Annotated in this window: 22 protein-coding genes and 1 tRNA gene; 13 read left to right on the top strand and 10 right to left on the bottom strand. The window is 58.8% G+C overall.

Annotation, left to right across the window (positions count from 1 at the left end; translation table 11 throughout):
• A partial coding sequence (locus Q1B15_RS05875) for an aminotransferase class V-fold PLP-dependent enzyme (protein ID WP_299751508.1) occupies window positions 1-654 on the top strand: 654 nt, incomplete at its 5' end.
• On the opposite strand, the gene Q1B15_RS05870 is transcribed toward Q1B15_RS05875, so the two are convergent.
• From Q1B15_RS05870 to Q1B15_RS05850, 5 genes are all read right to left on the bottom strand, one after another.
• Complete coding sequence (locus tag Q1B15_RS05870; protein ID WP_299751505.1) at window positions 651-845, bottom strand: hypothetical protein; 195 nt, start codon at window positions 843-845, stop codon at window positions 651-653. The genes Q1B15_RS05875 and Q1B15_RS05870 overlap by 4 nt on opposite strands.
• A 71-nt stretch (window positions 846-916) precedes the next feature.
• Complete coding sequence (locus Q1B15_RS05865) at window positions 917-2,026, bottom strand: pyridoxal phosphate-dependent aminotransferase (protein WP_299751502.1); 1,110 nt, start codon at window positions 2,024-2,026, stop codon at window positions 917-919.
• Between the two features lie 82 nt (window positions 2,027-2,108).
• Window positions 2,109-2,303, bottom strand: a complete 195-nt coding sequence (locus Q1B15_RS05860; protein WP_299751499.1) for a hypothetical protein — start codon at window positions 2,301-2,303, stop codon at window positions 2,109-2,111.
• Between the two features lie 73 nt (window positions 2,304-2,376).
• Window positions 2,377-5,496 carry a valine--tRNA ligase gene (locus Q1B15_RS05855; protein ID WP_299751520.1) on the bottom strand — a complete coding sequence of 1,040 codons (3,120 nt, stop codon included), beginning with the start codon at window positions 5,494-5,496 and terminating at the stop codon, window positions 2,377-2,379.
• A gap of 93 nt (window positions 5,497-5,589) precedes the next feature.
• A complete protein-coding gene (locus tag Q1B15_RS05850) occupies window positions 5,590-6,024 on the bottom strand; it encodes an AsnC family transcriptional regulator (RefSeq protein ID WP_299751496.1) in 435 nt (144 codons plus the stop codon).
• A 128-nt stretch (window positions 6,025-6,152) separates the two neighbouring features.
• Between Q1B15_RS05850 and Q1B15_RS05845 the strand changes: the two genes are divergently transcribed.
• Complete coding sequence (locus Q1B15_RS05845) at window positions 6,153-7,289, top strand: type III PLP-dependent enzyme (protein ID WP_299751493.1); 1,137 nt, start codon at window positions 6,153-6,155, stop codon at window positions 7,287-7,289.
• A 116-nt stretch (window positions 7,290-7,405) separates the two neighbouring features.
• Window positions 7,406-8,473 (top strand): DUF2235 domain-containing protein, encoded by a 1,068-nt coding sequence (locus Q1B15_RS05840; RefSeq protein WP_299751517.1) that lies wholly within the window; start codon window positions 7,406-7,408, stop codon window positions 8,471-8,473.
• A 9-nt stretch (window positions 8,474-8,482) separates the two neighbouring features.
• On the opposite strand, the gene metF is transcribed toward Q1B15_RS05840, so the two are convergent.
• The gene (gene metF, locus Q1B15_RS05835) at window positions 8,483-9,349 is read right to left on the bottom strand and encodes a methylenetetrahydrofolate reductase [NAD(P)H] (protein WP_299751490.1); all 867 of its coding nucleotides are present in this window, start codon (window positions 9,347-9,349) and stop codon (window positions 8,483-8,485) included.
• Window positions 9,350-9,440: 91 nt separating this feature from the next.
• Here metF and Q1B15_RS05830 point away from each other — a divergent pair, with 91 nt between their 5' ends.
• From Q1B15_RS05830 to gndA, 3 genes are read left to right on the top strand one after another with little or no spacing between them, the layout of a single operon-like run.
• Complete coding sequence (locus Q1B15_RS05830) at window positions 9,441-10,355, top strand: LysR substrate-binding domain-containing protein (protein ID WP_299751487.1); 915 nt, start codon at window positions 9,441-9,443, stop codon at window positions 10,353-10,355.
• A 30-nt stretch (window positions 10,356-10,385) separates the two neighbouring features.
• Complete coding sequence (locus Q1B15_RS05825; RefSeq protein WP_299751484.1) at window positions 10,386-11,069, top strand: TetR/AcrR family transcriptional regulator; 684 nt, start codon at window positions 10,386-10,388, stop codon at window positions 11,067-11,069.
• Window positions 11,070-11,126: 57 nt separating this feature from the next.
• A complete protein-coding gene (gene gndA, locus Q1B15_RS05820) occupies window positions 11,127-12,521 on the top strand; it encodes an NADP-dependent phosphogluconate dehydrogenase (RefSeq protein ID WP_299751481.1) in 1,395 nt (464 codons plus the stop codon).
• Window positions 12,522-12,542: 21 nt separating this feature from the next.
• Here gndA and Q1B15_RS05815 read toward each other — a convergent pair whose 3' ends face one another.
• A complete protein-coding gene (locus tag Q1B15_RS05815; protein ID WP_299751478.1) occupies window positions 12,543-12,908 on the bottom strand; it encodes a hypothetical protein in 366 nt (121 codons plus the stop codon).
• 92 nt (window positions 12,909-13,000) lie between these two features.
• Between Q1B15_RS05815 and Q1B15_RS05810 the strand changes: the two genes are divergently transcribed.
• The 7 genes from Q1B15_RS05810 (at window position 13,001) to Q1B15_RS05780 (ending at window position 17,788) form a co-directional block, all read left to right on the top strand.
• The gene (locus Q1B15_RS05810) at window positions 13,001-13,789 is read left to right on the top strand and encodes an inositol monophosphatase family protein (RefSeq protein WP_299751514.1); all 789 of its coding nucleotides are present in this window, start codon (window positions 13,001-13,003) and stop codon (window positions 13,787-13,789) included.
• A gap of 53 nt (window positions 13,790-13,842) precedes the next feature.
• Complete coding sequence (locus Q1B15_RS05805; RefSeq protein ID WP_299751475.1) at window positions 13,843-14,010, top strand: hypothetical protein; 168 nt, start codon at window positions 13,843-13,845, stop codon at window positions 14,008-14,010.
• 113 nt (window positions 14,011-14,123) lie between these two features.
• Window positions 14,124-14,567: a MaoC family dehydratase gene (locus Q1B15_RS05800; protein WP_299751472.1), complete on the top strand. Its 444-nt coding sequence runs from the start codon at window positions 14,124-14,126 to the stop codon at window positions 14,565-14,567.
• A 38-nt stretch (window positions 14,568-14,605) separates the two neighbouring features.
• Window positions 14,606-15,532 carry a bifunctional riboflavin kinase/FAD synthetase gene (locus Q1B15_RS05795; protein ID WP_299751469.1) on the top strand — a complete coding sequence of 309 codons (927 nt, stop codon included), beginning with the start codon at window positions 14,606-14,608 and terminating at the stop codon, window positions 15,530-15,532.
• Window positions 15,532-16,008 carry a YcgN family cysteine cluster protein gene (locus tag Q1B15_RS05790; protein ID WP_299751467.1) on the top strand — a complete coding sequence of 159 codons (477 nt, stop codon included), beginning with the start codon at window positions 15,532-15,534 and terminating at the stop codon, window positions 16,006-16,008. Before Q1B15_RS05795 ends, Q1B15_RS05790 begins: the two co-directional genes overlap by 1 nt.
• Window positions 16,005-17,063, top strand: a complete 1,059-nt coding sequence (locus Q1B15_RS05785; RefSeq protein ID WP_299751464.1) for a beta-eliminating lyase-related protein — start codon at window positions 16,005-16,007, stop codon at window positions 17,061-17,063. Before Q1B15_RS05790 ends, Q1B15_RS05785 begins: the two co-directional genes overlap by 4 nt.
• Window positions 17,060-17,788 (top strand): gamma-glutamylcyclotransferase, encoded by a 729-nt coding sequence (locus tag Q1B15_RS05780; protein WP_299751461.1) that lies wholly within the window; start codon window positions 17,060-17,062, stop codon window positions 17,786-17,788. The genes Q1B15_RS05785 and Q1B15_RS05780 overlap by 4 nt, the downstream gene beginning before the upstream one ends.
• Here Q1B15_RS05780 and Q1B15_RS05775 read toward each other — a convergent pair.
• From Q1B15_RS05775 to Q1B15_RS05765, 3 genes are all read right to left on the bottom strand, one after another.
• Window positions 17,785-18,261: an acyl-CoA thioesterase gene (locus tag Q1B15_RS05775; protein WP_299751458.1), complete on the bottom strand. Its 477-nt coding sequence runs from the start codon at window positions 18,259-18,261 to the stop codon at window positions 17,785-17,787. The genes Q1B15_RS05780 and Q1B15_RS05775 overlap by 4 nt on opposite strands.
• A gap of 18 nt (window positions 18,262-18,279) precedes the next feature.
• Window positions 18,280-18,353: transfer RNA gene (locus Q1B15_RS05770), tRNA-Gly, on the bottom strand.
• Between the two features lie 112 nt (window positions 18,354-18,465).
• Entirely contained in the window at window positions 18,466-20,505 is a 2,040-nt protein-coding gene (locus Q1B15_RS05765) for an ASKHA domain-containing protein (RefSeq protein ID WP_299751511.1), read from the bottom strand.
• Window positions 20,506-20,511: the final 6 nt, after the last annotated feature.

Genomic DNA, 20,511 nt, shown 5'->3' with positions numbered 1-20,511 from the left:
GAGATGGACGCATGGGGCGTCGATGTAATGGTGGCGGGCTGTCAGAAGGGTCTGATGACGCCGCCGGGCATGGGCTTCGTATTTTTTAACAATAAAGCGGACCGTGCGCGCGATGTGGCCAATTGCGTGACGCCCTATTGGGACTGGCGCCCGCGCGTCGATCCGGACGCATTTTACCTATATTTCTGTGGCACAGCGCCGACGCACCATCTGTATGGGCTGCGCGCCGCCCTTGATATGATTGCCGAAGAGGGATTGGACAACGTTTTGCGCCGACACTCGGTTTTGGCGAGCACGGTCTGGGCGGCCTTTGAGCGCTGGGGCGAGGCAGGACCGATGGAGCTGAATGTGGCAGAGCGCGCCAATCGAAGCCACGCGGTGACGTCGGTTCGGGTTGGGTCGGCGAAAAGCACCGAATTGCGCAACTGGGTTGAAACGCGCGCCGGGCTGACGCTTGGGATCGGGCTTGGAATGGCGCCTGTGGAGGCGCCGGAGTGGCATCATTTCTTTCGGGTCGGGCACATGGGCCATGTGAATGCGCAAATGGTGCTGGGGGCGCTGGCGACGATCGAGGCCGGGTTGACGGCTGTTGGGATCGAACACTCCAAGGGCGGGGTTGAAGCTGCAGCGGGTGTCGTGGCGGGTGCTGCCTAACCGTCTGATCTACTACGGAAATCTGCGGTTATCAGGCGGTCAGCGAGCGCGCTTAGAAGGCCAGCCACGATAAGTCCCCAGACCGCCCAGATCGCAAATAGAATCAAAAAGACGATCACGCCGAAGGAGGCGAGAAATGCGTTCGTATAGTTCTGCACCGTGTCAGGATATGCTTGGCGTTCGTCGCTCATGGCAAAAATAGTACCAGCAAACGCTAAAGAAGCCAGTAACGAGCGCCACAAAATCGCGCGAGTGATTTGGTTTAGCGGGATTTTGCCGCTTCCAGTGCTTCTGGGAGGGCGATTTCGAAGAGATCGAGGTCTTGCGGGCGACCGCATGTGACGCGGATGCAGCGGTCGCCGGGGTCTGCGAAGGGTTTGCGCACAAAGATGCCTCGGGCCCCGAGTTCTTCGAGCACGGCCCTTGCGAAGTCTGCATCTTTCCCACAGTCGAGGGCGACGAAGTTTGCCGCCGACGGGATAGGCGTGAGGCCGTTGGCTTCGGCGATCTCTACGATGCGAGTCCGGGCCTCGACAACCTTTGTGACGATGCTTTGAAGGTACTTCTGATCCTGAAGTGCGGCCAGCGCGCCGGCTTGTGCGGCGCGGTTCAGGCCGAAGTGATTGCGTACTTTCTCGAAGGCCTGAATGATATCGCGGTGCCCGAAAGCATAGCCGACGCGTGCGCCTGCCATCCCGTACCCTTTTGAAAACGTGCGAAAACGCACGACATTGGGGTTGGTGGTGTCAATCTCGGGCACGCTGTCGTCTTCGACAAACTCAACGTAAGCCTCGTCAATGACGAGGAGGCATTCGGGCGCGAGATCTGCGATCATGTCGTCGATGACGCCATATTCATGGTTGGTGCCCATCGGGTTGTCGGGGTTGGAGATGTAGATAAGCCGGGCGTCGGTTTCCGAGGCGGCTTTCAGCAGGGCCTCTGGGTCTTCCATGTCGTCTTTGAACGGTACTTTGGTTAGTGTGCCGCCATAGCCTGTGACGTGGTAGTTGAAGGTCGGATAGGCGCCGTCCGAGGTGACAACGTTTGTGCCTTCGGTGACGTAGAGGCGCACGAGATAGCCCAAAAGCGTGTCGATGCCTTCGCCGACGACGACCTCATCGGCGGCCACTTTTAGGTGGCGGGCGATGGCGCGGCGCAGCTCGTGGCTTTCGGGGTCGGCGTACATCCAGATGTTGCTGGCACCCTCTTCCATCGCCGCGATGGCTTTGGGCGAAGGTCCGAAAACGCTTTCGTTGGCGCCAAGGCGGGCCTCGAACGGTTTGCCCATTTTGCGCTCGGTGGCTTCGGGGCCGACGAAGGGGACGGAGGCGGGGAGGCTTTCAGCCAGCGGTGTCAGGGGTGGTTTTGTCATGAGATACGATGACCACTGATAGGGGGCAGGCGCAAGGGATTGAATTTTCGGCGGAAGACACTTGGTTGAGAGCTGCTCGCAACTAAAGGGGGCTTTTGACGATGATGAGCCGAAGAACATTCACGGTGACGGCGGCCGCAGCAGCCGGGGCGCGGTTTGTGCCGGTGGTGGCAACCAAGCCTGCGGGGCGGCAAGTGCTAACTTTGGTTTGCGACAAATCACTCGGCGTGACGCGAGCAATCGATCGGATCGTAAGGTAGCGTATAGCTCCGCGCATTTGGGGCGCCGCCTTGGGTTGGGGAGGCTGCACCCCCCACGCGGCCTGGAATTTATTGACCCAAAGAAGCCGTTTAGCTGACCTCGGCGAGGCGATCCAGCGCTGTTTTCAGGCGCGTTTCTTCCTCTTGTCGCGCTGCGAGGTTTTCCTTCGTCTCGGCGATGACCTCGTCTGGCGCGCTTTCGAGGAATTTCGGGTTGTTGAGGCGGCCACGCATGCCTCCGAGTTCTTTTGCGAGTTTCTGCAGCGACCTTTCGAGGCGGGATTTTTCCGCCGCCACGTCGATCAGGCCCTCGAGCGGGAGTGCGAATGTTGCGCCGTCTACGGCGATGGTGGCCGCGCCTTTCGGGGCGGTGTCGGCGGGGGTCAGGCTTTCGATGCCTGCTTCGCGGTCGCGCAAGATGATGACTTCATTGCGCGCCCAGGCCGCTTTGCCCGTGTCGTCGCAGGCCAGTTGCAGGAGCGGGGCTTTGAGCGATTTCGGTACGTTCATTTCGCCACGGATGCGACGGACTTTTTCGATCACATCGCGGACCCAGCGCATTTCGGAGACGGCCGCGTCGTCGACGAGTTCGCTGCCGTATGTGGGCCAGTCGGCGTGGATCAGCATTTTGGAGCGGCTGGCAGAGAGGCCCCAGATTTCTTCGGTGATGAAAGGCATGATCGGGTGCAGAAGCGTCAGCATCTGATCGAGCGCCCAGGCCATGACTTCACGTGTCTCGTCGGCGTCGTCGGTGTCAAACAGTGGCTTGGAGAACTCCAGATACCAGTCGCAATAGGTGTAGGTGAAGGCGTAGAGCGTGTTGGCGGCGTCGTTGAAGCGGAAGGCGGCAAGGGCCTCGTCGACGGCCTCGCGTGTCTTTGCAACTTCACCAATGATCCACTTGTTGGCGGTGGCGTTCAGGGGCTCGCCCGGTTGCCAGCGAGGCGCGCCGAAGACGCCGTTCATTTCGGCGAAACGCGAGGCGTTCCAAAGCTTGGTTCCGAAGTTCCGGTAGCCTGCGATGCGTTGAGTGCTGAGTTTCAGGTCGCGGCCCATTGCGGCCATTGAGGTGACCGTAAAGCGAACGGCATCAGCACCGTATTCGTTAATGAGTTCAAGGGGATCTAGGACGTTTCCAAGAGATTTCGACATCTTCTTTCCCTTCTCGTCGCGCACAAGCGCGTGGACGTAGACGGTGTCGAAGGGCCGCTCACCCACGACGGCGTATTGCATCATCATCATCCGGGCGACCCAGAAGAAAATGATGTCAAAGCCGGTGACGAGGACGGAAGTGGGGAAGTATTTGTCGAGCGCTTCGGTTTGTTCGGGCCACCCTAGGGTGCCGATGGGCCAGAGGCCGGAGGAGAACCATGTGTCCAAGACGTCAGGGTCGCGGTAGACCGGGTAGACGAGATGCGTTGGGTCTTGGCTGATGTTGTAGTCGGCGAGACTTGCGGCAATTGCTTTTACTGCGGCGCTACGGTCTTCGACCTCGACGACACGAGCGCGGTGGAGCGGTGTCGGTAGCGTTGAAAGGACATCTCCGAAGCGTGTTGTAACGTCGTCGAAACTGGCGGCAGCGTGGTGGTGTTCGTCGCCTTTGAGCAGCGACTGGTCGGACAATAGACGTCTCAGTTCAACTTCGTCGAGTGCACCGTCGCCTTCATCGTCCTTGAAGCCTGCGCCACTGAGGTCAAAACCATACCAAACCGGAATCTGATGCCCCCACCATAGCTGGCGCGAGATGCACCAAGGCTCAATGTTTTCCAGCCAGTTGAAGTAGACCTTCTTGTGCTGCTCGGGGAGGATTTCGGTCGTGCCGTCGCGGACAGCTTCCAGCGCGGGGCCAACAATCTTGTCGGTGTCGACGAACCATTGGTCGGTGAGCATGGGCTCGATGACCACTTTGGAGCGGTCTCCGAAGGGCTGCATGATTTTCTTGGCGTCAACAAGCGGACGGCGGCTCAGGTCTTCGGAGTTGGTTTCTGGGTCGATTTCCTTGTGGAGATAGGTGACTGCAAGCCCCTCTTCGGTGATCTGTGCAATGACTTTCTCGCGCGCCTCGAACCGGTCGAGGCCACGGAGATCGTCGGGGATTAGGTTAATGGTGTCGGCTTCGGCTTCGGACAGAGTGCGCTCGCCTATGGCGACGGACATCGCGGTGGCGGACATTTCGGCGTAGGGCGCGCCGTCGTTGCGCATCGCCCCCTTCGTGTCCATCAGGCGATACATAGGAATGCTGCCTCGCTTGGCAACCTGATAGTCGTTGAAGTCGTGCGCGCCGGTGATTTTGACTGCGCCCGAGCCGAAGTCAGGGTCAGGGTATTCGTCGGTGATGATCGGGATCAGGCGGCGGTGTTCTTTCGGTCCAATCGGGATTTCACATAATTTACCGATGATTGAGGCGTAGCGTTCATCTAAAGGGTGAACCGCGACCGCGCCGTCGCCGAGCATGGTTTCGGGGCGCGTGGTGGCGATGGAGATGTAGTCGCGGACCTCGCGCAGGGTGACATTTCCATTCTCGTCTTTCTCGACGTATTCGTAGGTCGCCCCATCAGCGAGAGGGTATTTGAAGTGCCACATGTGGCCGTCGACCTCGATATTTTCGACTTCGAGATCGGAAATAGCGGTTTCAAAATGCGGGTCCCAATTGACGAGGCGCTTGCCCCGATAGATCAACCCGTCTTCAAACATCTTAACAAAGACTTTGATGACGGCATCGTGGAAATTGCCTTCTTCGCCCGCAGGAGCGCCAGGTGCACCGGACATAGTAAAGGCGTTGCGGGACCAGTCGCAGGAGGCACCGAGGCGCTTTAGCTGTTCGATGATCGTGCCACCGGATTTCTGTTTCCAATCCCAGATTTTGGCGGTGAACTCTTCACGCGTGAAGTCGGTGCGGCGTTTGCCGTCTTCGCCCAACTGGCGTTCGACAACCATCTGTGTGGCGATGCCTGCGTGGTCCTGGCCGGGCTGCCAGAGCGTGTCGTGTCCCTGCATCCGGTGCCAGCGGGTCAGAATGTCTTGCAGCGTGTTGTTGAAGGCGTGGCCCATGTGCAGAACGCCGGTGACGTTCGGGGGCGGGATCATGATCGAAAAGGTCTCGGCCCCATCGTGCGCGTTGGCCCCGGCTTTGAACGCGCCTGCGGTTTCCCAAGCCTCGTAAAGGCGGGCTTCGGCTTCTTGAGCATCGAATGTCTTGTGCATCGGCATGGGGTCCGCTTTCTTCATTGCTGGCGCGTGGCTTTTAGCGTGGCCGTCGCGTGAGGAAAAGGCGTGATCGGCGGGGGGGCGATATGAGGTGTTTCAGAATGCGCGGCGGTCGATCCTGGTCGTGAGGTGGATCAGCGATTCCGAGGTACGTACGCCGTTGACGGTGCCGATGGCGTCAAGCGCGCTGTCGAGGACTTCTGTGGTCTGTGCCGAGAGCGTTACGATGAGGTCAAAGCGGCCCGATGCCGTGTGGGCGGCGCGGACCTCGGGAAGGGCTTTGAGTTTTGACAAGACGGCGGGAAGCTTCATCGGGTCGATCTGCAAAAGCACGGTGGCACGCAGCCGCTCGGACCGCATTATGTCGCCAAGGCGCACGGTGTAGCCGGTGATGATGCCCCTTTGCTCAAGGCGCTCGAGCCGCGCCTGAACGGTGGAGCGCGCAAGGTTCATTTTTGTGGCCAAGTTTGCCACGGGCATGCGGGCATTCTCGACCAGAAGTTCGATCAAAGTGTCATCAATTTCGTCCATATGCAGTCCTGCTTCGGCGATTTGTAACATAATAGCATCTAAATCGTCGAATATACAATATCTTTCGTCAGTTTGAATCGGTAAAACTGTGTAACTTTACCACTTTTGGCATTGCAGAAGGAACGCTGATGTCTCTGGTTGCCACCCTTTACTCCGCCCCGTCCCGGCATCTTTTATCCCAGCGTCCGGACCATCCGGTGCTGTATTTTGCGCCGTCGATTTTGCAGGCGACAGCCAGGCGATTTTTGTCGGGTTTTCCCGGGCTTGTGACCTATGCGGTCAAGGCGAATGATGCCGAGGAAGTGCTTCAAAATCTGATGGCTGCCGGTGTGGAGGCGTTCGATGTGGCGTCGCCGTTTGAGATGGCGCGGGTGAAACAGCTGATGCCGAGCGCGGTGCTTCACTACAACAACCCGGTGCGGTCAGAGGCAGAGGTTGCCGCTTCCATCGGGCATGGTGTGGCGTCGTATTCGGTCGACTCGCTGGGTGAACTTGGAAAATTGGTTCGCGGCGGCGTGCCGTTGTCGGCCGAAGTGTCGGTGCGCTTGCGCCTGCCGGTGAAGGGCGCGATCTATGATTTCGGCGCGAAGTTTGGCGCGGACCCAGAGTTGGCAGTCGCGCTTTTGAAGGCGGTTGCCGAGGCTGGCTTTACCGCGTCGATGACGTTTCATCCGGGCACGCAATGCGCTGATCCTGCAGCTTGGCGGGCCTATATCGATATTTGTGCGGAAGTTGCACAGCGGGCGGGCGTTAAGCTTGTGCGTCTGAACGTGGGCGGCGGATATGCGGCGCACCGCACGGGCGGGGCTCCTGACCTTGAGGCAATCTTTGCCGCGATCGAAACTGCCACCCTGCGCGCGTTTGGCGCGGATGTGCCGACGCTGGTGTGTGAGCCGGGGCGCGCGATGGTGGCGGAATCCTTTAGTCTTGCGACCCGCGTCAAAGCAATCCGCGAAGACGGGGCGGTGTTTTTGAACGACGGAATTTACGGCGGGCTGGCGGAATTGCCGATCCTTGGCAACATTGACCGCATCGAACCGGTTGCCTCGGGGTGCATTCGTAAGGCAGCGCCGGTCGAGCATATTGTGTTCGGTCCAACCTGCGACTCGCTGGACCGGTTGCCGGGCACTGTGCCGCTTCCGGGCGATCTGGCCGAGGGTGATTGGTTGGTCTGGCACGGGCTTGGTGCTTATTCCACGGCGACGGTCACGCGCTTTAATGGTTACGGCGCCATCGAGGTCGTGACTACGGATTGTCTTGCCTAATCGGTACCGCAACAAACTTCACAGCGAATTTCATGGAAAATCCGAGGCTTGAGGCTTAGGTCATTTCCCATGGAGATGACGTTTCTTAATTGCGGCCCGACGGGGTCAGGGTTCTGATGGCTTTGGGCGAGCGCCTGAAAGGCCTATTAGGCTTTTTCCGCCGGACCGAGCGGTCCTCGCCACAGATCGTGCGCGAGGCGGCGACCCATGTGATCCTGCTTGATGGCACGATGTCGATGCTTGACGAGGGCAGCGAGACGAACGTCGGGCTGATTTACAAGCTTCTGGAAGACGAAGTTGGGGAGAGGCCGGTGAGCCTGTTTTACGAGGCGGGTGTGCAGTGGACCGATTGGTCTGCGACGTTGAATGTGATCGAGGGGCGCGGCATCAACCGGCAGATCCGGCGCGCCTATGGTTGGCTTGCGTCGCGGTATCGCCCCGGCGATACGATCTTTTTGGTGGGCTATTCGCGGGGGGCTTACGCTGCGCGGTCTTTGGCGGGCGTGATTGACCGGGTCGGGCTATTGAGGCGAGAGAATGCGACCGAGCGGATGGTGACCGAAGCCTATCGCCATTATCAGCAAAATCATGATCCCGAGATCGTGGCGGAATTTACAACAGCGTTTTGCCACGCAGAGGCCCCGATCGAGGCGGTCGCGGTCTTTGATACGGTGAAGTCGCTGGGGTTTCGTGCGCCATTTGTGTGGCGCTGGAGCGAGGTGAAGCACGCGTTTCACAACCATCGGCTTGGGCTTTCAATTAAGCATGGGTTTCACGCGTTGGCTTTGGATGAGACCCGTGAGGCATTTAAACCGGTGTTATGGGAAACACGGTCGGTTTGGGACGGGACCATTCAGCAGGTCTGGTTTCGCGGCAGTCACAGCGATGTGGGCGGGCATTTGTCGGGATTTGTGGCGGCGCGACCTTTGTCGAATATCCCGCTTGTGTGGATGGTCGAGCGGTTGGAAGGCTGCGCATTGCCGTTGCCGGAAGGCTGGCGGACGTGGTTCGAGATGAACGCTGATGCTCCGTCTGTGGGGACCTGGCGCAACTGGGGCAAGATATTCCTGGCGCGCAAGAGGCGCGTCGTGGGGCGCGACCCGAGCGAACGGTTGCATCCGTCGGCGGCCGGTCGGTCGCCGCGCGCGGTTGAGTTTGCCGACGATGCGGTTCTGGATGTCTAGAGCGCGGCTTTACGCGACTTTGGCGAGGCTCGCGTCGGGAGCAAGGCCTAAGGCATGCACCACATCACGAGTGAGGCCGGGTTTATTCAGCGTATAGAAATGCAAGTGCTTCGCGCCTTCATCAAGAAGGTCCGAGCAAAGCTCGGTGCAGATTGCTGTGGCCAGAAGGTCGGTGCGCCCGTCGCGTTCTGCGGTTTCGAACATTGCGGACAATTCGTTTGGAACGCGCGCGCCGCAGCACTTTGCAAAGCGTTGGGTGCCGCGCCAGTTTTCGATCGGCAGGATGCCGGGTATGATCTCGGCGGTGATACCGGCGGCCGTGCAACGGTCGCGAAAGCGCAGGAAGGCTTCGGCTTCAAAGAAGAATTGCGTGATCGCGTTTGAGGCCCCGGCGTCAATCTTGCGCTTCAGCCAGTCAATATCCGCGTTGTCATGCGCGGCTTCGGGATGGGTGTCGGGGTAGGCGCCGACTGTGATCTCGAAATTTCCAGTATCGGCAAGGGCCGTCACAAGTTCCACAGAATTAGCAAAGCCGTCCGCAAGTGCCTTGAAATTGCCCGCGCCCTTCGGGGGATCACCACGCAGTGCGACGATCCGGTTGACGCCTGCGCGGGCGTATTGGTCCGCGATGGCGAGGGTTTCAGCGCGGGTCGCGTCAACGCAAGTGAGATGCGCCGCGACGTTGAGGCCCATGTGACGCCCAAGTGTTTCGACGGCCTCGTGGGTCAGCGCGCGTGTGTTGCCGCCCGCGCCGTAGGTAACCGAGACGAAGGACGGATCGAGATGCGACAGAGTATTCACCGTTTCCCAAAGCCGGAACGAGGCTTCGAGTGATTGCGGCGGGAAAAACTCAAATGAAATCGTAGGACGAGACATGGGGGACAACTCCTTATTGGCATCTTGTCTCATAAGTCCAAATGTGAAACAAACTCATAATTCTCACAATCTTCATGAGGCCTGCTCAAGTATGCATATCGAGTTTCGCCATTTGCGCACAATACGCGCGATCCACAGCGCGGGTGGTCTGGCGCGAGCGGCCGACCTTTTGAACATCACGCAGTCGGCGCTAAGCCATCAGGTGAAGGGGCTTGAAGATCAGGCAGGACTTGAGTTGTTCGTGCGACGTTCCAAGCCGCTGAAACTGTCGTCGGCGGGGCATAGGCTGTTGAAACTGGCGGAAAAGGTTCTTCCCGAGGTTGAGGCGATGGAGGATGATTTTCGCAATCTTCGGTCCGGAAAATCGGGGCGGTTGCATATCGCGATTGAGTGCCATGCCTGTTTTGAGTGGCTGTTTCCAGTCCTGGAAGAGTTCCGCAAAGCCTGGCCGGATGTTGACGTGGATATTCGTCCGGGGCTGGCGTTTGATGCTTTGCCTGCATTGGCGCGTGAAGAGGTTGATCTAGTAGTGTCTTCGGACCCCGAGGTTTTGGCGGATGTGACGTTTACGCCCCTGTTTGACTATGAACCGGTGTTCGTGGCGGCAGCGTTGCATCCACTGGCGGCCAAGCCTTACGTCGAGGCCGAGGATTTTCGCGATGAGGTGTTGATCACCTATCCGGTGGAGCGGTCGCGTTTGGATGTGTTTTCCGAGCTGTTGACCCCGGCCAAGGTCGAGCCGCGCGGCGTGCGGCAAGTGGAATTGACGGCCGTTATCTTGCTTTTGGTCGCTTCAAATCGTGGCGTAGCGGTTCTGCCCGATTGGGTAGTGCGCGAGGTGCGCTACCATTCGGATTATGTGACGCGACCCGTCACCAAAGTCGGTCTAAGCAAGCGACTTTATGCGGCAATACGCAGCGATGAGACCACGAAACCCTATATGGCGCATCTGTTGCAACTGGCGCGCAAGGTCCCGATGCAGATGCAGCGCGCCGTCGAGGTCTAAGTTTCTCAAAAGGAAACCAATTGTTTCCAGATGCTTGCGTCCTTTACCGACGACAAGTTGGGGCGTACCCTAGGCCTTGGTGTTTTGTATGAGTGGGGCGGGATGGCTAAAAGCAATTCCAAAACGGCAGACCTGATTTTGGAGGCGGCGCGCGCCATTGTCCGCGATTTTGGGCCGGACAAGCTGACCTTTGAGGCGATTTCCCGCCGGGTCGGAGTGTCGAAACAGGCGGTAATTTACTGGTTTCCGAACAAGGCCCGACTTCTTGAAGCTTTGGTGCGACCGGCGCTTGAAGCGGAAGCCACGGCAGGCAAGTCAGCGATCAAGGCCAACGCGGCGCCGGATGCCGCGATCCGTGGCTTGGTCGAGGCTTTGGCGGTCTATCACATGTCTGATCTGGACCGGTTTCGGATGATGTACGTGACGCCGCAGATCGGGCAGCGTCCGGGACGGGATGGGGCGATGGTGACGACGCTTGGCCGGATGCATCCCGCAACCACTGAAATGCACGACGCGCTTGCCGATTGTCTGCTGAAAGGCGGGCGGTATGCCCGATTGGTCGAGGCGCGCCGGGCTGCGGTCGCGGTTCACACAGCCCTTTTAGGACTGTTGTTGCGGATGGCCATGGCCGACACGTTGAACGCGCCGCTGCGTCATCGCGATGATGCTTTAGTGGAAGCTCTTCTAGGTGTGATCGCCCCCAAGGCAGCGTGACACTTGCGTCTGGCGCGCTGATGCCTAGCTTGGCGGGACAGGCGATAGGGGGATTGAATGGCACGAATTGGCGTGACTGGCATGGGCACGATGGGCGCAGCACTTGCGCTTAATATCGCGGACAATGGATTTGATGTGGCGGTGCACAACCGCTCGCCGGGCAAAACGCGCGCAGTCGTGGACGATGCCGGCGCTTTGGCCGAACGGCTTGAGCCTTCAGAAAGCCTTGAGGATTTTGTGGCATCGTTAATGCCGCCGCGTGCTGTGTTAATCATGGTGAACGCTGGGGGGCCGGTCGATGCGGTGATCGAGGCGTTGGTTCCTCTTCTGGAGGCGGGCGATCTGATCATCGATGCAGGCAATGCTAATTTCAATGATACGCGTCGGCGCGCGAAGGCGATCGAAGCTGCGAGATTGCGGTTTTTAGGGGTCGGTGTTTCTGGCGGTGAAGAGGGCGCGCGGTATGGCCCCTCGATTATGGTCGGCGGAACACCTGAGGCATATGCGTCGATCCGCGACATCATCGAGGCAATAGCCGCGAAGTTTGAGGGCGACGCTTGCGCGGATTTCCTTGGATCTGACGGGGCGGGGCATTTCGTCAAAACGGTGCACAACGGTATTGAATACGCGGACATGCAATTGATCGCTGAGGCCTATGGGCTGTTGCGCGCAGACGGGCGCGACATGGCGCAGATGGCGGCCTTGTTTGGGCAGTGGAATGCAGGCGCGCTTCAGTCCTATCTAATTGAGATAACGTCGGAAATTCTGAATACGAAGGACGGTGAAACCGACAAACCCATCGTTGATGTGATCCTTGATCAAGCAGGGCAAAAGGGCACCGGGCGTTGGACTGTGATTGAGGCGTTGAAAATGGGTCAATCGGCGACGGCAATCGAAAGCGCGGTTGCTGCCCGGTCCTGGTCGGCGCTGCGCGAGACACGGGCTGCCGCTGAGTTCGCGTTTCCCTTGGGTCCGGGGGTGGCGTCCGTATCAGAGGCGGATATGGAGGCGGCATTGCTTGCCGCGCGGATCATTACTTACGGGCAGGGTATGGCACTTTTGGCGGCGGCCTCGGACGAGTTTGACTGGTCGCTTGATCTGGCGCGTATCGCTGAAATTTGGCGGGCAGGGTGTATCATCCGGTCGTCTTTGTTGGATGATATTTCTTCGGCGATCCGCGAGGAACTGCCACATGGTCAGCTTATCCTCGCGCCTGCTTTTTCAGATCGCCTGAAAGAGACGGTGCCCGCGCTGCGTCGCGTCGTGACGTCGGCGATGTCAGAGGGGCAATCGGTCCCGGCGATGGCGGCGTCTTTGTCGTTCTTTGACACGTTGCGGCGCGCCCGTGGGACGACCGATCTGATCCAAGCACAGCGCGACTTCTTCGGCCGTCACGGGTTTAAGCGTTTGGATCGCGACGGCGAAGGTTTTCACGGGCCTTGGGCTGATTAAGCCACAAAGCGCGTGAAAGCGTTAGCGGCGCATTTTCTTCATGACTGTGCCGAGCACGACCTGAACGACAAGGCCTGCAACGCCGCCCCCGACAAGCTTGCTGGTCATGCTTGCGATATCGAGACCGCGCGCTGCGGCGGCGCCCGATCCAAGAAGGCCGCCAAGAAGTTGGCCGCCGCCGACTGCGCCTGCGATGAGGTTGCCTATCTCGGTGCCCTTGACGGCTTTGCCGCCACCGATGCCGCCTGCGGCATCACCGATGAGTTGTGCAAGTAGTTGTTCCGCGTTGTGCTCCCGTGCTGTTAAAACCATCCCCGTCAGGGAAGAGTGTAAACGCGCGACGCGCCCAAGGTCACGCCATTCGCGGCCTATGTGACGCAATGGCAAATGGGTTTCATGGCAGGAGCGTTGGGGTTTTAGGGCTTGCTCACACGCGCCGCCTTCCGTAAATGGCGTCGATCATCACAAAGGTTTTCTCGATGCAAGGCAGCGCAAATCTGAACGTCATGACCCTTGCCGCCCGCAAGGCTGGCCGGTCTCTGAGCAAGGATTTCCGCGAAGTGGAGAACCTTCAGGTGTCGACCAAAGGGGCGGGGGACTTTGTCAGTCGTGCCGACATCCGCGCCGAAGAAATCATCCGAGAAGACCTGACGACCGCGCGTCCGAATTATGGCTGGGTCGGCGAAGAAAGCGAGCCTGTCGAGGGTAAAGACCCGACACGGCGGTGGATCGTTGATCCGCTGGATGGGACGACGAACTTCTTGCACGGCTTGCCGCATTGGGCTGTCTCGATTGCCCTTGAGCATAAGGGCGAGATCGTTGCGGCTGTTGTTTACGATCCGTCAAAGGACGAGCTTTTCTTTTCTGAAAAAGGCCAGGGCGCCTGGATGAACGAGACCCGTCTTCGGGTGTCTGCGCGCTCGAAAATGATCGAAAGTATCTTTGCGACGGGCATTCCATTTGGGGGGCGTCCGGACCTGCCTGCGACGCTTCAAGATCTGGCGCGCATCATGCCCTCGGTTGCGGGCGTGCGTCGGTTTGGGGCTGCTGCTTTGGATCTCGCCTATGTGGCGGCGGGCCGATACGACGGCTATTGGGAGCGGGGCTTGCACTCCTGGGATATAGCGGCTGGCGTGTTGATCGCCAAAGAAGCAGGTGCTTTGGTTGAAAGCCTTGAGGGTGATCAGGCACCGCATGAAAGTGGCTCCCTGATCGCTGGGGCTGAGCCCATTTTTGATGCTTTCTCGAAAGTCATCCGCAACACCTGAACCAAGCGGCGCCTGCCTTTTTTTTGCCGCAATCAGACATCATGGTTAACGTCATGCTGCCATTTATTAGGGACGAGGCGGGGGCCTTGCCGATCTGGACACTTGCAGTCCTGATTCTGGGGCTGACGGCGGTCGTTGTTCTGACACCTGAACCCCAATCTCAAACCACGCTTGAAGACGGGCTCGGACCAGCGGTCGAGACGACACTTTTGCGTCTTTGAGTCAAAGAACGCTGCTTTGCAGCAAGATGATCCTTGTCTCCTTCAAACCCGTTCTGTAATTAAGTTGCGTAAAGGGCAATTTTTAAGATATAAAATTGCGAGAAGGATTTGGTATGTTTGACAACCAGCCCCGCGGCACAATTGTAATTGAAGATATTGAGATCGGCATGGTCTGCACCTTGACGAAAGAGGTGACGGATCGCGATATCGAGTTGTTCGCCGAAGTGTCCACTGACCGGAACCCAGTGCATTTGGACGATGCTTATGCGGCCGATACGATTTTCGCGGGCCGGATCGCGCATGGTATGCTGACGGCGGGGCTTATTTCGGCCGTCATCGGCGAGCAGCTTCCCGGTCACGGGTCCGTTTACCTTGGTCAATCGCTGAAGTTTCTGGCACCGGTCAGGCCGGGCGACATCGTCACGGCAGAAGTCGAAGTCCTTGAAATCGACTATTCAAAGCGCCGCGTGACGCTGGACACACGATGTCTTGTGGATGGCAAACCGGTCCTTAAGGGACAGGCGTCAGTGCTTGCTCCGTCTGCCAAATTCGACTGAGGGTTGCGGGTCCCGCGCGGGGACGCTACGGGACTTTTATGCGCATCCATCGCGACACAACTTATCTCGACCCAGCCGACCGTGGGGCCACGGTCGCCATCGGTAATTTCGACGGTGTCCATCTTGGGCATCAGGCCGTTTTGCGGCAGGCGGCTTCGGTCACGGGCGCCCCCCTTGGCGTGGTCACTTTTGAGCCGCATCCGCGCGAAATACTGATACCCGATGCACCGCCGTTCAGATTGATGAACGCCGAAGCGCGCTCGCATCGCCTTGCGAAACTTGGTGTCATTCATCTTTATGAATTGCCGTTCAATGCTGCGTTGATGGCCTTGTCGCCGGAAGATTTCGCCCGCGATATTTTGGGCGAACGTTTGGGATTGGCCCATGTCACGGTTGGGCAGGACTTCCGCTTTGGGAGAAATCGGGCCGGGACGGCTGATGATCTGAAGGCCTTTGGGGACCGGTTTGGGTTTGGAGTGACGATTGCTAAGCTGGTAGAAACGGCCGGTCTGGAGGTGTCGTCGACGCGCATTCGTGAGGCTTTGGCCGAGGGGCAACCCCGTGATGCAGCAATGATGTTGGGGCACCAGCATCGGATTGAGGGTGTGGTTGAACGCGGCGATCAGCGTGGGCGTGACCTTGGCTATCCGACGGCAAACATGTCGATCACCGGGCTGCATCCGCCGAAGTTTGGTGTCTATGCGGTCCGCATCGATGTTCTGACTGGCGAAAACGCAGGCCGTTATGATGGGGTGGCGTCCTTGGGTGTGCGGCCGATGTTTGGCGAAAATATCCCAAACCTCGAAACGCATGTGTTTGATTTCAGGGGTGACCTTTACGGAAGTCAGATGTCTGTTGCCCTTGTCGAGTATCTTCGGCCAGAAGAAAAGTTTGATAGCCTCGAGGCGCTGATCGTGCAGATGGACGCAGATTCCGCTCGTGCGCGCGAGATTTTGGCCCGCTGATGTCGGAGTCCGATCCGATAAACCGCGATGGCCTGCGCGACCAATACTGGGAACGAGTGCCGTTAAAGAACCTTAACAAGCGGGAATGGGAAGCACTTTGCGATGGGTGCGGGCGCTGTTGTCTAAATAAGTTGGAAGACCCCGATACCCAGGAAATTGCCTTTACGCGGGTGGCATGCCGTCTGTTGGACGGGGAGACATGCCGCTGCGCGCAATATGACATCCGTAAGCAATTCGTGCCGGATTGTGTTGTTCTGAAGCCGAGCAATATCGACAAAATAGCCTATTGGATGCCATCGACCTGTGCCTATCGATTGCTGCACGAGGGCAAACCTTTGTACAACTGGCACCCGCTGATTTCCGGCACGGCCCAAAGTGTTCATGATGCGGGTATCTCGGTTCAGGGCTGGACGGTGCCAGAATTTGAGGTGCCGGAAGAGGAATGGGAAGACCATATCATCGAGGAAGAGCTATGAAGTTTGCGTCTGACAATAACGGACCGGTTCACCCGAAGATCATGGAGGCTTTGGTGCGGGCCAATGACGGCGCGGTGCCGTCTTATGGGACCGATGCTCTGACGGCTGCCGCAGTGGAAAAAGTTCGCGAGGTGTTCGAGGCGCCGAACGCGGCAGTGTTTTTGGTGCCGACGGGAACGGCTGCGAACGCGCTTTTGCTTGGATGCCTGGCCCGACCCTGGGACACGATCTTTTCCGCGCAATTTGCCCATATTCATGTGGATGAATGCAACGCCCCCGAGGCGTTTACGGACGGTGCGAAAATCACGCCGCTTGGGGCGGATATAGCTAAGTTTAATGCGGACGAGCTTCAAGCTGCGATTTCGGGCTTTGACCCGTCAAATTTGAAACAATCGGCTCGTGGACCAGTTTCGTTGACGCAAGTGACCGAGCGGGGGACGCTTTACAGTCTAGAGGAGCTTTCGGCGATCTCAAAAGTGTGCCGAAACGAAGGCCTGAGCCTGCATTTGGACGGTGCGCGGTTTGCCAATGCGGCGGCGGCCTTGGGCTGTTCGGCGGCCGAGATGTCTTGGAAAGTGGGCGTGGACGCCGTCTCGTTCGGGGCGACGAAGAACGGGGCGATGGCAGTTGAAGCGGCGGTGATCTTTGATCCCGACAAAGCCTTAGAGTTCCGGCGGCGCCAGCAACGGGGCGCCTTGGTGTTTTCCAAAGCGCGGTATCTGGCGGCTCAGATGCAGGCCTATCTGACGGATGGGCTTTGGCTTGAATTGGCAGCTAAGGCGAATGCGTCGGCCGTGTCGCTGGAAGCGGGGCTGTCGGACATCGACGATGTTGAGTTCGCGTTTCCACGCGGTGCGAATATGATTTACGTCTGGATGCCGCGTTTTCGACATCAGGCGTTGGTCGACGCAGGCGCGTATTATTATATTGAGCAGGGGTTGCTTCAGGGCGATGATCCGAACGAGCTGCTTCTGGGGCGGTTGGTGTGCGACTGGTCGGTGGATGCGGACAGCATTGCGCGCTTTGTGGAGGTTGCAAGGGGTGCGCGACTGTGAACGATCCTTTCGCCCGCCACCCCGAACTTCGCGATCTGATCAAACCTGCGTCTCAGTCAGGGTTCCGCACGCAAAGCATGGCCGACACTCTTGCCTGGCTCAGCAAGGCGGGCATTCGAACGGACTGGTTTTATTCTGACGCCGAGCGAGAGGCGATCCGGCTTGCAGCGTTTACCGGACGACCAGACGAGGATCTTTGGGTGTTCGCCTATGGATCGCTAATGTGGGACCCGGCGTTGAAATTCACGGATGTTCGACGGGCTTTTGTGCCGGGCTATTCCCGCCAGTTCATATTGAAGGACACACTGGGAGGGCGGGGCACTGAGGAGACTCCGGGTGTGATGGCGGCGCTTGATCATGGGGCAGGTTGCGACGGTCTTGCGTTTCGGATTGCGGCCAGTGATATCGAGGGTGAAGCCGAGATCCTTTGGCGGCGGGAATGCATTGGTCCGGGGTACCTTCCGGTGTTTGTGCCGGCGGAGTTGTCGGATGAAACGGTGGAGGTTCTGACGTTTCAGGCGGACCATGACGCTGACCTTATCTGCTCGGAAATCACGCGGGACGAGCAGGTCCGATATCTTGCGACGGGGACAGGACTTTTCGGCTCAAGTCTTGAGTATCTTGCTAATATCATTGAGCATTTTGAAGCGATGGGCATTGACGATCCGCATATTCGCGAGCTTCAAAGTGCGGCGCTAGACTATATTGCAGAGCTGGCCGGCTAGTCGATCTGCTCGGAACCGTCGAGGTCGACCATAGCGCGGACGGCGTGCGGGAAATGCGCGCGTCTGGTGCGGCCGTCTTGTTCAAGACTGACAATCACGCAATCGCCTGTGCCGCGGATTTGACCGTTGCTGGCCACCGCATAGTCCATGATCATGCTGGAGTGTTTGATCGTCCGGGTGCGCGCGGCGAGGGTGTAGATTTCGTTTTGATACATCGGCGTCAGATAGTCCGCCGAAAGGTGTCGCACGACCAGTTGTGGATCGTCGGCGCCGTGCGAATACGTCGTGAGGCCTCGGGAGATGGCGTAGGAGACGCGGATGGTCTCGAACCATTTCAGGAACACGACATTGTTGACGTGGTTTAGCGCATCCAACTCGTAGAACCGCACGCGGTCGCGGTAGCCATAGGCGAACCCGTCAAGACCGGAATCGGTCAAGTCAGATGAGGTAAGCAGTGTCTGATGATCGTGCATGGGCGCGTCCGGCGAGGGTGGAGCGGGTGAAGGGAATCGAACCCTCGTCACTTGCTTGGGAAGCAAAAGCTCTACCATTGAGCTACACCCGCATCATGCCATTGAAAATACGGGCATCGTGTCTGTGGGTCAAGGTTTGGACGGAGCGTTCGGTGGTGTGTTTTGCGGATACGCCGTACATTTGCGTGTCGCTGTTGCGGGCTTTCAGCCGCGCCGTCTGCGGCGGCGGCCACCGTCTTCACCGCCCTTGGTGTTGAAAGAGACGACCGGGAGGCTGAGGATAGAAAACAATTCCGGAAACGGCGCTGTGGCGTGAGGAATGGCGTTGGCGGCGACGAAGTGTTCCTGAAACTTCGGTTCGATAGCGGTTTCAACTTTTTGAATGCGGTGGACTTCTTCTTCGATCCGGGCGCGGGCCGAGATATCGCACAGGGCGATGCGCGCGCCGGTGCCTGCGGCGTTGCCTGCAGACATAACGTTTTCAAGCGTGCAGTCGGGGATCATGCCAAGGACCATCGCGTGCTTTGGCGAGATATGCGCGCCGAAGGCTCCGGCTAGGACAATGCGGTCGACGGTGTCGGTTTCCAGTTCGTCCATCAAAAGGCGCGCGCCTGCGTAAAGCGCTGATTTCGCAAGTTGAATGGCGCGAATGTCGCCCTGGGTTACGCTGATAAGCGGGCCATTGTCTGCGGTGCCGTCGTAGATGACATAGGCATGGGTGCGGCCTTCGGGGACCAAGCGGATTGAGCCGGTTTGGGAGGCCGAGCCGATGAGGCCCGAAGGGTCAACAAGGCCCGCCATGCGCATTTCGGCGACCGCTTCGATGATGCCTGAGCCGCAGATACCGGTGACGCCGGTGCTTGCCACTACTTCGCTAAAGCCATCCTCATTGGACCAGATTTCAGAGCCAATGACGCGAAATCGGGGCTCTTTGGTGACGGGGTCAATTTCGACCCTCTCGATAGCGCCGGGGGCCGCGCGTTGGCCAGACGAGATTTGTGCGCCCTCAAAGGCGGGCCCAGTAGGCGATGAACAGGCGAGGACACGGTCTTTGGTGCCAAGCAGGATTTCGGCGTTGGTGCCCACATCGCAGATCAGTACAAGATCGTCAGATTTATACGGTTCTTCCGACAAGGCGACAGCCGCGCAATCGGCGCCGACGTGGCCTGCGATGCAGGGCAAAAGATAGGCGCGCGCAGCCGGGTTGATCGCCTCAAGTCCAATGTCGGCGGCTGCACAGCGAAGGGCGTCGCTTGTGGCAAGCGCGAAGGGGGCCTGACCAAGTTCGACAGGGTCGATGCCAAGTAAGAGATGGTGCATCACGGGGTTACAGACGATGGTCGCCTCGACGATATGGTCAAGGGGGATGTCGGCTTCGGTGGCGAGATTGCGGGCGAGATCGCCCATGGCGTCGCGCACAACTTTGGTCATTTCGACATCGCCGCCAGGGTTCATCATCACGTAGCTGACGCGGCTCATCAGGTCTTCGCCGAAGCGGATTTGCGGGTTCATGATGCCGGCTGAGGTCAGCACCTGTCCGTTCCTGAGATCGCACAGATGGGCGGCGATGGTGGTTGAGCCGAGGTCGATGGCAAGGCCGTAGAGGCGACCATCGAAAAAGCCGGGCCAGATGTCGATAATACGATGCGTGTCGTCGACGTGGTCTTTGTGGAGCGCGACAGTGGCTGTCCATTTGCCCGCGCGCAGCGTCGGTTGCAGCTTGCGTAGGACGGGCAGGGGCGCGTCGATCCTCTCGACCTGCCAGTCACGCTTCAAGGCTTCGCCAAGGCGTTGGAGATCGCCGGAGGGCTCGTGCATGTCGGGTTCGCGCACTTCGACGTAGTAAAGTCGTGTGGCCGGATCCATGGTGATATCGCGGGCTGAGGCGGCTTTGCGCACAACCTGTTTGTGGACCTGGCTTTCGGGTGGCACGTCAACCACAAGGTCGCCCTGAACAGTTGCCTGACAGCCCAGGCGGCGCCCGTCTTTCAGTCCACGCTTTTCTTTGTAGCGTTGTTCGACCGCATTCCATTCTGATACGGCGTTTTCGGCAACTTCAACCCCGTGTTTGGAAAAGCTGCCAAAGCCGGGAGACACCTGACATTTCGAGCAAATGCCGCGTCCGCCGCAAACGGAGTCTAGATCTACACCCAATTGGCGTGCCGCCGTGAGAATCGGGATTCCGACCTCGAAATGGCCTCGTTTGCCGGAGGGTGTGAAGATTACCAAAGCTTTGTCTGTCATGGGTTT

The organism is uncultured Boseongicola sp. (genome assembly GCF_937988555.1).
Classification (GTDB): Bacteria; Pseudomonadota; Alphaproteobacteria; order Rhodobacterales; family Rhodobacteraceae; genus Boseongicola.
Note: the sequence above shows the minus strand (reverse complement) of the source record. Positions and strands in the feature narration are given on the sequence as shown.